The sequence below is a fragment of the Nonomuraea terrae genome (genome assembly GCF_004348995.1).
In the GTDB taxonomy this organism is placed as follows: domain Bacteria; phylum Actinomycetota; class Actinomycetes; order Streptosporangiales; family Streptosporangiaceae; genus Nonomuraea; species Nonomuraea terrae.
In genome coordinates this window covers 1-11,632 of the sequence record NZ_SMKQ01000261.1, presented here as the reverse complement: position 1 = coordinate 11,632, position 11,632 = coordinate 1, and the positions used below count along the sequence as shown (strand labels likewise).

The 11,632-nt window shown below is 73.9% G+C and carries 10 protein-coding genes and 3 tRNA genes; 4 read left to right on the top strand and 9 right to left on the bottom strand.

The genetic code is table 11. The features are described 5' to 3' along the window. From E1286_RS42430 to E1286_RS42395, 8 genes are all read right to left on the bottom strand, one after another. On the bottom strand, positions 1-1,791 hold a 1,791-nt coding region (locus tag E1286_RS42430), incomplete at its 3' end, for a penicillin-binding transpeptidase domain-containing protein (RefSeq protein ID WP_132622282.1). Beyond that, positions 1,784-2,467 (bottom strand): hypothetical protein, encoded by a 684-nt coding sequence (locus E1286_RS42425; protein ID WP_132622280.1) that lies wholly within the window; start codon positions 2,465-2,467, stop codon positions 1,784-1,786. The genes E1286_RS42425 and E1286_RS42430, both read right to left, overlap by 8 nt. 3 nt (positions 2,468-2,470) lie before the next feature. After that, complete coding sequence (gene mreC / locus E1286_RS42420) at positions 2,471-3,205, bottom strand: rod shape-determining protein MreC (RefSeq protein ID WP_132622277.1); 735 nt, start codon at positions 3,203-3,205, stop codon at positions 2,471-2,473. Next, complete coding sequence (mreB, locus tag E1286_RS42415) at positions 3,202-4,428, bottom strand: rod shape-determining protein (RefSeq protein ID WP_132622275.1); 1,227 nt, start codon at positions 4,426-4,428, stop codon at positions 3,202-3,204. Before mreB ends, mreC begins: the two co-directional genes overlap by 4 nt. A gap of 307 nt (positions 4,429-4,735) precedes the next feature. Next, positions 4,736-4,810: transfer RNA gene (locus E1286_RS42410), tRNA-Val, on the bottom strand. Between the two features lie 7 nt (positions 4,811-4,817). Beyond that, positions 4,818-4,888 (bottom strand) — tRNA-Cys (locus tag E1286_RS42405). Between the two features lie 15 nt (positions 4,889-4,903). Further along, positions 4,904-4,975: transfer RNA gene (locus E1286_RS42400), tRNA-Gly, on the bottom strand. A gap of 96 nt (positions 4,976-5,071) precedes the next feature. Beyond that, on the bottom strand, positions 5,072-6,271 hold the full coding sequence (locus tag E1286_RS42395) for a ferritin-like domain-containing protein (RefSeq protein ID WP_132622273.1): 1,200 nt from the start codon (positions 6,269-6,271) through the stop codon (positions 5,072-5,074). Positions 6,272-6,383: 112 nt separating this feature from the next. Between E1286_RS42395 and E1286_RS42390 the strand changes: the two genes are divergently transcribed. Genes E1286_RS42390 through hutH form a run of 3 tightly spaced genes read left to right on the top strand, consistent with a single transcriptional unit; the run spans position 6,384 to position 9,265 of the window. After that, positions 6,384-6,935 (top strand): hemerythrin domain-containing protein, encoded by a 552-nt coding sequence (locus E1286_RS42390; RefSeq protein WP_246075639.1) that lies wholly within the window; start codon positions 6,384-6,386, stop codon positions 6,933-6,935. A gap of 55 nt (positions 6,936-6,990) precedes the next feature. After that, entirely contained in the window at positions 6,991-7,698 is a 708-nt protein-coding gene (locus E1286_RS51580; protein ID WP_132622271.1) for an ArsR/SmtB family transcription factor, read from the top strand. A 16-nt stretch (positions 7,699-7,714) separates the two neighbouring features. After that, a complete protein-coding gene (hutH, locus tag E1286_RS42380; RefSeq protein WP_132622269.1) occupies positions 7,715-9,265 on the top strand; it encodes a histidine ammonia-lyase in 1,551 nt (516 codons plus the stop codon). 38 nt (positions 9,266-9,303) lie between these two features. On the opposite strand, the gene E1286_RS42375 is transcribed toward hutH, so the two are convergent. Then, complete coding sequence (locus E1286_RS42375) at positions 9,304-10,479, bottom strand: Rid family hydrolase (protein ID WP_132622267.1); 1,176 nt, start codon at positions 10,477-10,479, stop codon at positions 9,304-9,306. A 57-nt stretch (positions 10,480-10,536) separates the two neighbouring features. On the opposite strand from E1286_RS42375, the gene E1286_RS42370 reads away from it, so the two are divergent. After that, on the top strand, positions 10,537-11,454 hold the full coding sequence (locus tag E1286_RS42370; RefSeq protein ID WP_246075638.1) for a LysR family transcriptional regulator: 918 nt from the start codon (positions 10,537-10,539) through the stop codon (positions 11,452-11,454). The last annotated feature ends 178 nt before the right edge of the window (positions 11,455-11,632 follow it).

Below are 11,632 nucleotides of genomic sequence, written 5' to 3'. Positions count from 1 at the left end.
CTCGGCGCCCCGCCCGCCCTCCGACAGGACGACCACCACGGTGTAGGCGGGATCCGGGGCGAACGAGGCGAACCAGGAGGTGTCCCGCCGGCCGAACGCCTCCGCCGTGCCCGTCTTGCCCGCCACGGCGATCTCGTCGAACGGGAACCCCTCGAAAGCGCCCTCCGCCGTCCCGGACCGGGGCACCTCGGCCAGCGCCTGCCGGAGGAAACGCAGCGTCTCCGCAGAGGCGGGCAGCCTCCCGGCCACCGGCGGCGTGATCGTCTCGGCGGTCGTGCCGTCGGGGCGCTCGATCCGCAGGCCGACGCGCGGGCTGTGCAGCGTCCCGCCGTTGGCGATGGCCGCGTACGCCCGCGCCAGCTGCAGCGGCGTGACGAGCACGCCGCCCTGCCCGATGGAGACGTTCGCCGCGTCGCCGCCCCGCCACACGCCCGCGCCCCGGCAGTTCTCCCTCGCCACGGCCGTCAGGTACGCCGCCCGCTCCCGGTCGGCCAGCTCCGGGTAGCCGCTCCCGGCCCGCCGGCAGGTCTCCTGCCGCGTCGCCCGCCACTGAGCCTGCTTCGAGGCCGCGTCAGGCACCGCCCCGGCGGCCTCGCCGGGCAGGTCCACGCCGGTCGGCCGGCCGAACCCGAACCCGCGGGCGGTCTGCTGCAGGGCGTCCGACCCGCGCCGCCACAGCTCGTCGGCGAACCGGTAGAAGATCGTGTCGCACGACCGCACCAGCGCGCCGTGCATGGTCATCCGGCTCAGGTCGGCGTCGCCGAAGTTGCCGAACACCCGGTCGCCGACCCGGTAGCCGGCCGGGCAGTCGTACGTCGCTCCGAGCGGATACCCGGCCGCCGCCGCTGCCGCGGTCGAGGCGACCTTCCACGTGGAGCCCGGCGCCCACTGGCCCTGGACGGCCTGCGACAGCAGCGGCAGCCGCGCGTACTCGCGGGCCGTCACCCCGTCGGTCCACACCGAAGGGTCGTACGCGGGCCGTCCGGCGAGCGCCGTCACGCGGCCGGTCCGCGACTCCAGCACGACGGCCGCGCCCGAGGTGCCGCCGCTGCGCGACAGGGCGCGGCCCAGCGCCTGCTCGGCGATGGCCTGGATGCGGGCGTCGACGCTGGTCACCAGCGTGTTCCCGGGGACGGGCGGGGTCTCGCGGACGGTTCTGGTGACCTTGCCGGTGTTGTCCACGGCCACGTCCCTGCGTCCCGGGGTGCCGGCGAGCCGGCGGTCGTAGACGGCTTCGAGGCCGTCCCTGCCTTGCGCGCCCTGCGCGTACCCGAGGGTGTGCGCCGCCGCCGGGCCCAGCGGGTAGACGCGGACCGGGCGCAGTTCCGTGCTGACGCCGGGGAAGTCTTGCCGGCGTTCGCTGATCTGCAGCGCCACCGGCGCCTCGACGCCCTCGGCGACCGGCACCGGCTCGTACGGCGAACCCCGCCAGCACGGCTGCGGCACCCGCGGCCCGCACGGCCGCACCTTCTCCGCCAGCTGCCGGGACGGCTGCCCCAGCACCTCGCCCAGGCGTTCCAGCACCGCCCGGCCGCCGTCGGGCTGGTGGGCCAGCGCGACGCCGTCCACCGTGACCACCGGCCGGGTCCGGTTCGTCACCAGGGGACGCCCGGCCACGTCGACGATCCGGCCGCGGATCGGCGGCAGCGCCACGGTCCTGATCCGCACGTCCGCCGCGGCCTGGACGTACCGGTCGCCGTCGGCCACCTGCAGGTACCACAGGCGGCCGACGAGGGTGGCGAGCATCGCGACCACGGCCAGCCGCAGCACGAACAGCCGCGCCCTAGACACGCCGCATCACCGCCGCCGCCTCGGGCGGTAGGGGCGCCACCACAGGCCGGTGGCGTCGCGCGGCACGCGCGGTGGCCGCCGCGGCGACCCCGAGCGCCGCCGTCCACGCCGCCGTGACCGGCAGCCCGGCCGCCGCGGTCGCCCACGCCTCATCCCCGAACGCCACCGCCGCCGCGCCCTGCGACACCGGCCCTGCCGCCGCCACGACGGCCACCACCAGCGACGTCGCCCCCCGGCCCATCGGCGCCCGTTCCCGCTCCGCCCACGCGAGCGGCCCCACCGGCCCTCGCCCGATCCCGAGCAGCCCGCGCGACGGCGCGCGGTCTCGCCTGACCAGCCAGGACAGCGGCCCGCGTCTCCACCCAAGGGGCCCGAGCGGCTCTCGTTCCCGACCGAAGTTCCCCGACAGCCGGCCCGACAGCCGGCCCGACAGCCGGCCCGACAGCAGGCCGAGCAGCGACAGCACCAGCGCCGTACGCCCCACCGTGCCGTCGGCGGGCGGGGTCACGTCGGCGAGCAGCCCGCCTGCCAGCCCCGCCGCGCACCCCCACACCGGCCCCCTGGCCAGCGCCGTCCACACGACCGCGAGCGTGACCAGATCGGGCCCGCCCCACGGCGAACGGTTGACCAGCAGCACCTGCAGCAGCGGTGCCACGAGCAGCAGCGCGACCCGCACGACTCACCTCCCGGGCCGCGGCACGATCACCGCGACCAGGTCCAGCGCCGAGAGGCGAGCGGCCGGCCGCACCAGTGCCATACGGGTCGCCGCCCCGGGCACGGACTCGACCTCGGTGACCGTCCCGATCGGCACTCCAGCCGCGTACGGCCGCGAGCCCGCCGACCCCATCGTCACCACCTGGTCGCCGGGCCGCAGCGGCGCGTGCGGGTCGAACAGGCTCAGCCGTAGCAGCCCCTCGCCGGGCATCCCGGTCACCACGCCCAGCTCACCCGAGCCCGCCATGCGCGCCCCCACGGACGACCCGGCGTCGGTGATCAGCGACACCGAGGCCGTCGCGGGCCCCGCCCAGGTGACCTTGCCGACCAGGCCGTCGGCGTTCAGCACGGTCACGTCGCGCTCGACGCCGGCAGCGGCGCCGGCGTCGATGGTCACCCTCTGCCGGCCGAACCCGACGACGTGCGCCGCCACCCCCTGATGCCGGCCCATGACGCCGGCATCGGCCGCGGGTGCCCCGGCGGACAACAGCTCGGCGCGCAGCTGGGCGTTCTCCTGCTCCGCCGCCCGCAGCCGGGCATCGCCGGCGAACGCCCTGGTCGCCGCCCCGACGGCGTTCTGAACGGCCCCGAACGCGGCCGAGCCCGCCTCCCGCAGCGGGGTCAGCGGCGCCAGCGTACGGTCGATCGCGACGAGGGAGACGGCGGCGGCCAGCACGAGCAGGACGACCGCCCGCCTCACCGCCGGGACCAATCGGGCAGCAGCACGTCCCGCATCGCCTGGAAGCGTTCGACGCAGCGGCCCGCGCCCAGGGCCACCGAGTACAGCGGCTTGTCCACGAGCCGGATCGGCATCCCGGTGGCCTCGCCCATCCGCTCGGGCAGCCCGCGTAGCAGCGCCCCGCCGCCGGTCAGCACGATGCCGTTGTCGAGCAGGTCGCCGGCCAGCTCGGCCGGGCACTGGTCGAGCGTGGCCTGCACCGCGTCGATGATGGCCTGCACCTGGTCCTCGATGGCCTCGCTGATCTGGTCGGCGGTGATGGTGGTGGTCTTGGGCAGGCCCGTGACGAGGTCGCGCCCGCGCACCGGCGCGGCCGTCCTGGGCGGGCCCGGCGGCGACGTGGCCGGCGCGGCGCTCTCGGGCCTGGCCCTCGACCGGAACGGGTTCCAGCCGCGCGGCGCGGGAGGTACGGAGGGCTCGTCCTCCGTCGCGGCGGGCTCGTCCCCGACCGGCTGGATCGGCGCGCCGACCCGGTGCCTGCCCTTGGGGTTCGGGTCGGAGTCGCGGGCGGAGACCGGCGCCGGCCGCGCCACGCCGAGGTCGATCTTCAGCCGCTCGGCCGTGCGGTCGCCGAGCAGCAGCGCGTGCTCCTTCTTCGTGTACGCGACGATCGCCTCGTCCAGTTCGTCCCCGCCCACCCGCACCGACTTGGCGACCACGACGCCGCTCATCGAGACGATGGCGACCTCCGTCGTGCCGCCGCCGATGTCGACGACCATGTTGCCGGTGGCCTCGCCGACCTTGACGCCGGCGCCGATCGCCGCGGCCATCGCCTCCTCGATGATGTGCACCCGCCGGGCGCCCGCCTCGTACGCGGCCTCCTTGACCGCCCGCTGCTCGATCGAGGTGGTGCCGCTCGGGACGGCCACCACGATGCGGGGTTTGGCCAGGAACCGGTTCGGGTGCGCCTTCTGGATGAACATCCGCAACATGCGCTCCGCCGCGTCCAGGTCCGCGATCACGCCGTCCTTGAGCGGCCTGATCGTGGCGATGTGCGGGGGAGTGCGGCCCATCATGCGTTTGGCCGCCTTGCCGACGGCGACGACGGTGTTCTTGTGCAGGTTGATCGCGATGACGGAGGGCTCGTTCAGCACGATGCCCTTCCTGCGGACGTAGACGAGCGTGTTGGCGGTTCCGAGATCGACTGCTATGTCGTGACCGAGAAGAGCCCATGCGAACGCCATAACCGCACAGCCTTTCGACCGGGGCAGAAGGCAGGGGGACACTGCCTGCCCTCGCGTTGCCCGTCCGAGTCGCACCACAAACGGGAGAAATGTGTATCTTGGCGCGTCTTCGCAGGTCAGCGGATCAGGCTTCCCAGCCGTTCCTCCGGCACCCGCACGGTGAACGGGCGGTAGGGTGCGCGGAAGTAGTCGCGCCCGAACGTGAACTCCACGGCCCCCGGGGCCGGGTTGACCACCTGGCACACAGGTGCGCGACAGCGAAAACCCGCCGAAGAGGTCCGAGAAGGAGACCGGCGGGGTGGAAAGGTGGTGGACGATACTGGGATTGAACCAGTGACCTCTTCCGTGTCAGGGAAGCGCTCTCCCGCTGAGCTAATCGTCCTTTGCGGAGGTGGCGACGGGATTTGAACCCGTGTGGACGGCTTTGCAGGCCGCTGCCTCGCCTCTCGGCCACGCCACCGAGCCGGAAGCTCCGAGCGGAAGACGGGATTCGAACCCGCGACCCTCACCTTGGCAAGGTGATGCTCTACCCCTGAGCCACTTCCGCGTGCGCCCCGCTGTGCCGGGCGACGAGAGAACTCTAGCGAATCCTGGCCGAGTCCCCAAACCGGAATTCGCCCGCCCGGCTCACCAGGCCCCGGAGCTACCGGTTGACCCGCAGCCCGGCCGGGTGCGGGCCCTCGGTCTGCAGCCGGTACTCCTCCCCGGAGATCGCCCGGTTCTCCTCGATCACGCGCTCCGACGGCGGCCGCTCGCCGCCCATGACCGCCCGCTGCATCTTCTCGAACCGCTCGTGGGCCTCCCGTACGTACCCGGTGCCCAGGGTCGTGAGGTCCATCTGGGTGGCGAGCAGGTCGCGGATGTAGCCCTTGTTCGGCTCGAAAGTCACCGGCGGCGGCAGCGCCGGGGCGAGCACCTGGTCGGGGTCGCGCCCGTCGAAGCGGCGGAACATCTCGGCCGCCAGCCGCAGGTGCTCCAGCTCCATGTTGAGGTGCAGCTCCCAGATGTTCTTCACCTTGGGATCGCTCTCGGTCTCCATGAACGAGTAGTACAGGTAGCACTCGTTGTACTCGTGGTTGAGCAGCCGTTCCCACCAGCTCTCGCCGGGCTCCACCAGCGACTCGTAGTGGGTGACGTGCTCCTCCTCGATCAGCCCGATCTCCTGGTAGAGCTGGCGCGCGATGGGCTCCATGTACATCGGGCCGACGTTCATGTAGAAGTTCATCGTCTGCTGCTCGGCCGCCGTGATGGTCAGCGCGTGCAGGCGCGACAGCGGCTCGGTGACCCTGCGCTGGTACGGCTCGCGCACGTTGTCCATCGAGTCGCGGTGGTGCAGGTACGTCGGCCGCCCCGGCATGACCTCGGTGAGCTGGTCGACGATCTTGTCCGCCCTGCGGTGCTCGATCATCTCGTACAGGTTGGCGTACCGGTAGAGGTGGTCGAAGTCCTCCAGCACGCCGAACTGGTAGGCCTGCTTGAGCCGCTGGTCCGGCTCCATGCGGGCCACCCACGCCGTCAGGTCCACCGCCACCTGCTCGTACGCGATGGTCGTCTCCAGCACCGACGACACCCCCGGCAGCAGCCAGTTGACGACCTTCTGCTGCTGCGCCTCGATGTAGCGCACGCGCGCCAGCCGCTGCTTGATCTCCACGTCACGGCAGTGGCGGGCCATGTGGTGGCTGAAGAGGATCGCCTCGGTCTCGATCCCGTTCATCGTGATGATCCGGCACCGTGTGTACGGGTCGCAGCGGTCGGGATCGATGGGTGTGACGTTCAGCTCCCGCCAGTCGCGCAGCTGCTCGTCCAGCGGGATTCCCCGCTCCTGGAGTGGGTCGAAGGCCATGTCGCTGCGCCTACCCGGGGCCGGGGCGGACAACCTCCGCGTTCGATCCCCGAACGGCCCGCGTTCGGTAAGACAGGGCGTGTCGCACTGTCTCCCGGGTAGGCCCGCTGGGGTGCGTGAACAAGATGTCATCGAGCTGCTGATGGCGCAGCACGGCCAGATCAGGGACCTGTTCGACGAGGTGGAGCAGGCGCCGCCCGAGAAGGTCGCGGCGGCGTTCGACCGGCTGACGCGTGTGCTGTCGGTGCACGAGACGGCGGAGGAGGAGATCGTCCATCCGTACGCGCGCAAGAAGCTCGACAACGGCCAGGGCGTCGTGGCGGACCGCCTGGAGGAGGAGAACCGCGCCAAACGCCTGCTCCTCGAGCTGCACAAGAAGGGCGTGGACGACCCCGGCTTCTGGGACGGCCTGGCCCGGCTGCGCACCGCCGTGACGGCGCACGCGCGCAGCGAGGAGCGCTACGAGTTCGCCCGGCTGCGCGCCGGCACCACCGCCATGGAGCGGCGGGCCATGGCGGCGGCGGTACGCGCCGCCGAGTCGCTGGCGCCGTCGCGCCCGCGTCCCGGCACGGAGTCGGCGGCCAAGAACCTGCTCATGGGCACGCCACTCGCCCTGATGGACCGCGCCCGCGACATGATCAGAAAGGCCCTCGACCGACGCTGATCCCGGCAGGACCCTTCGACGACGGGCGAAACGTCGGCGTACTAGCGTCGTAAGCATGGAGTTCTTCGCCCGTGACGCCGACATCGCGCCCGTCGCCGCGCTCATCGCCGACCCGACGAGGGCGGCGATCCTGACGGCGCTGCTCGGCGGGCGCGCCCTGGCGGCGGGGGAGCTGGCCCGGATCGCCGGGGTCAGCGCCGCCACCGCGAGCGCCCACCTGGCCCGGCTGCTCGACGGCCGGCTCGTCGACGTCGTCCCCCAGGGACGCCACCGCTACTACCGCCTGGCCGGGCACGAGGTGGCCGAGGTGCTGGAGTCGCTGGCCACGATCAGCTCCCGCCCGCCGGTGCGCTCGCTGCGCCAGTCCCGGCAGGCCAGGATGCTGGAGGAGGCCCGCACCTGTTACGACCACCTCGCCGGCCGCGCCGGGGTGGGGCTGCTCGACCGGCTCAGGGAGGACGGCCACTACGCGGCCCACGACCTGACGGAGTCGGGGGAGCGGCTGCTGTCCGGCCTCGGCGTGGACGTCGCGGGCGCGCGCGGGTCGCGGCGGCGCTTCGCGCCCGAGTGCCTCGACTGGACCGAGCGCCGCTCCCACCTCGGGGGCGCGCTCGGGGCGGCGATCGCGCGGACCCTGTTCGAACGGGAGTGGTACCGGCGGGGCGCGGTCCCGAGGGCGGTGGTGCTCACCGACGAGGGCAGGCGGGGGCTGGCGACACTGTTCTCCGGTAAGGAGCTAACATCGGCTACGCCGGTTACCTGAACGAGAGAGACGCACCATGCGCGACAACGAAGTCGTGAACGTCGGCCCCGAGCCGCTCAGCTTCGACGAGGTCATCAACGTGGCCCGCCACGGAGCCCCCGTGCGGCTCACCGACGACGCCATCGCCGCCGTCGCGGCGGCCCGCCAGCGGGTGGACGAGCTGGCCGAGAGCCCGGTGCCCGCGTACGGCATCTCGACCGGGTTCGGCGCGCTGGCCACCCGGCACATCGACCCGGCGCTGCGCGCCCAGCTCCAGCGCTCGCTGGTGCGCTCCCACGCGGCGGGCAGCGGCCCCGAGGTGGAGACCGAGGTCGTGCGCGCCCTCATGCTGCTGCGCCTGCACACCTTGGCCACCGGCCACACCGGCATCAGGCCGACCACCGCGAAGACCCTGGCCGCCCTGATCAGCGCGGGCATCACGCCGATCGTGCACGAGTTCGGCAGCCTGGGCTGCTCCGGCGACCTCGCGCCGCTGGCCCACGTGGCGCTCACGCTGATGGGCGAAGGCGTCGTACGCGACAAATCGGGAAATGTCGTGTCGGCCGCGGAGGCGCTCAAGCAGGCCCGCATCGAGCCCGTCGAGCTGGCCGCCAAGGAGGGCCTGGCGCTGATCAACGGCACCGACGGCATGCTCGGCATGCTCGTCCTGGCCGTCGACGACCTCACCGCGCTGGTCAGGACCGCCGACGTGAGCGCCGCGATGAGCGTCGAGGCGCTGCTCGGCACCGACCGGGTGTTCGCCCCCGAGCTGCAGGCGCTGCGCCCCCATCCGGGCCAGGCGCGCTCGGCCGCCAACATGGCGAAGATCCTGCGCGACTCCGGCATCGTGGCCAGCCACCGCGACCTCGCGGACTGCGCCCGCGTCCAGGACGCCTACTCCCTGCGCTGCGCCCCGCAGGTCGCCGGGGCCGTGCGCGACACGATCGCGCACGCCGCCACCGTCGCCGGGCGGGAGCTGGCCGCCGCCGTCGACAACCCCGCCGTGCTGGACGACGGCCGCGTGGAGTCCAACGGCAACTTCCACGGGGCGCCGCTCGGCTACGTGCTCGACTTCCTCGCCATCGCGGCGGCCGACCTGGCCTCGATGTCCGAACGCCGTACCGACCGCTTCCTCGACGTGGCCCGCAACCACGGGCTGCCGGCGTTCCTGGCCGCCGACCCGGGCGTCGACTCCGGCCACATGATCGCCCAGTACACCCAGGCGGCCATCGTCTCCGAGATGAAGCGGCTGGCCGTGCCCGCGAGCGTCGACTCCATCCCCAGCTCGGCCATGCAGGAGGACCACGTGTCCATGGGCTGGTCGGCCGCGCGCAAGCTGCGCAGGTCGGTCGACGGGCTCACCCGGGTGCTCGCGATCGAGGTGCTCACCGCCGCCCGCGCGATCGACCTGCGCGCCCCGCTGGAGCCCGCGCCCGCGACGGCGGCCGTGGTCAGGGCGCTGCGCGAGACCGTGCCCGCGCCCGGCCCCGACCGGTTCCTCGCCCCGGAGATCGAGGCCGCCGTACGCCTGGTGGCCGAGGGCGGCGTCGTGGCGGCGGCGGAGTCGGTCACCGGGCCCCTGTCGTAAGGCCGCTGTCGTAAGGCCGCTGTCGTAAGGCCGCTGTCCTAAGGCCGCGCGGGCAGCGCCACGATCAGGTCCACCTCCAGCAGCAGCCCTGGCATGAACAGCTTCGACACCTCCACGGTCGTGCTGGCCGGAGGCGTGCCGGTGATGTACCGCCTGCGCACCTTCCCGTACTCCACCCGGTCGTTCATGTCCGTCATGTACGTCCGGATGAACGCGATGTCGGCGAATGTGGCGCCCTGGTCGGCGAGGATGCGGGCGATGAGCTGGAAGACGTGCTCGGCCTGGGCCGCCATGGAGCCCTCGCCGACGACGTTCCCCCGCTCGTCAAGGGCGGCCTGGCCGGAGACGTAGAGCATGTCGCCGACCCGGACGGCGTGCGAGTAGGCGCCGTTCGTGGCGGGCACGGTCGCGAGATCGAGCGGCACGGCCCGCCGCCCGCCCGTCCCGGGTGAGGCGGTACGGACATGCGCGGTGACGGCCGTCAGGTCGTGACCGCCCAGGCCCGCCGCCACGGCCTCCTGCAGCCGGGCCCGGGCGGCCGACGCCAGCCCGGCGCCCTCCCAGGCGGCCAGCTCCAGGTCCTTGGCGGCGTGCGCGAGCGCGTACCGCGTCTCGGCCGCGGGCTCGCGCAGCCGCTCGGCCAGCGCGCCCAGCGGGGTGCACGCCAGCACGCCGGCGAGCGCGCCCGGATCGACCCCGTGCGCCTCGGCGTACGCGTACGTCTCCGCCACCAGCACCTGGGCCGGCACCAGCGCGCTCATGACGGCGAGCTTCATGGCCGCGCCCGCCGCGAGGGGCCCCACCTCGCGCACCGTCCCGAAGACGGACAGCACCTCGCGGCAGCCCGAGACGTCACCGCCGGCCAGCACGGTCAGCGTGCCCTCGGCCGCGGGCCCCACGCTGCCCAGCACCGGGGCGTCCACCAGCCCCACCGACGGCGGCAGCAGCGCGCGCAGCGTGTGCACCGCCTCGGGGCCGATCGTGGACATCTCCACCACCGTCGCCCCCGGCGCCAGCCCCGGCAGGGCAGCCGTCAGCACCTCGCGCACCGCCGCCGGGTCGCTCAGCATCGTGATGACCAGCCCGGCCCCGTCCACCGCGTCGGCGACCGAGATCCCCGTGCCGCGCCGCCACGTCGTCACCTCGTGCCCGGCCTCCGTCAGCCGCCGGGCCATCGGGACGCCCATGCGTCCCTGTCCGAGAAAAGTAATCATGCGGCCAGTGAAGCGGTATGCGCGGTATTCCACCACCGACTAGATTGCATGTCAGCCATGCCTGATACGAATGCCTTCGACACCGCCGCCCTGCGGCTCTTCGACGAGGTGGCCACGAGCGGCTCCTTCACGGCCGCCGCCGAGCTGCTCGGCTACACCCAGTCCGCGGTCTCCCGCCGCGTCGCCGCGCTCGAACGCGCCGCCGGCGGCCCGCTGTTCGAGCGCCTGGCCAGGGGCGTCCGCCTGACACCCGCCGGCCGGGCGCTGCACCGGCACGCCGTCGCCGTGCTCGACCGGCTCGACCGCGCCGCGGAGGACCTGGCCGCCCTCCATCGCGGGACGGGCGGGACGCTGCGCGTCGGCGCGTTCGCCACCGCCAACGTCGCCCTCGTCCCCGGCGCGCTCAGGCGGTTCGCCGACCGGCACCCCGGCGTCGAGCCGCGGGTGACCGAGGGGCTCAGCGCCGCCCTGATGGACCGGCTGCGCGCGGGCGCGCTCGACGTGGCGGTGATCAGCGACTACCCGGCCGGCCTGCCCGTCGAGGGGGCGTGCACCGTGCCGCTCGGCGCGGACCGGCTGCTGGTCGCCCTGCCCGCCGGTCACCGGCTGGCCGCCGAGACCGACGTGGACCTGCGTGACCTGGCGGGCGAGAGCTGGATCGAGGCGGCGCCGCGCGGCCAGCCGACCGTGCTGATGACGGCGTGCGCGGCGGCCGGATTCACGCCGCGCACCGGGCTGCGGGTGGCGGAGTGGTCGGGCAAGTTCGGGTTCGTGGCGGCCGGGCTCGGCGTGACGCTCGTGCCGGAGCTCGCCGCGCGGGGCGTGCCGCCCGCGTTGGTGCTGCGGCCGCTGCGCGGCATGGAGCCCGTACGGCGGGTGTACGCGGCCCTGCCGGAGACGCCGCTGCCCGCCGCGCTGGCCTTGGTGGAACTGCTGGGAGAATGGCAGGTGTGCACGACGGTTTCGCCGCCTTAGGGCAATATCTCGCGACCGGTCTGCGAGACGTGACCTCCGACCTCGCCGCCCTCGACGGCGAGGGTTGGTGGGCGGTCGTCGTCGACTTCGAGGGCAAGGTGACGTGCGCCCGGTTCGACCGGGTGCGCCGCGCGCCACTGCCCGCGCCCGCCGGCCCCTGGCGCGGCCCCGCCCCGGG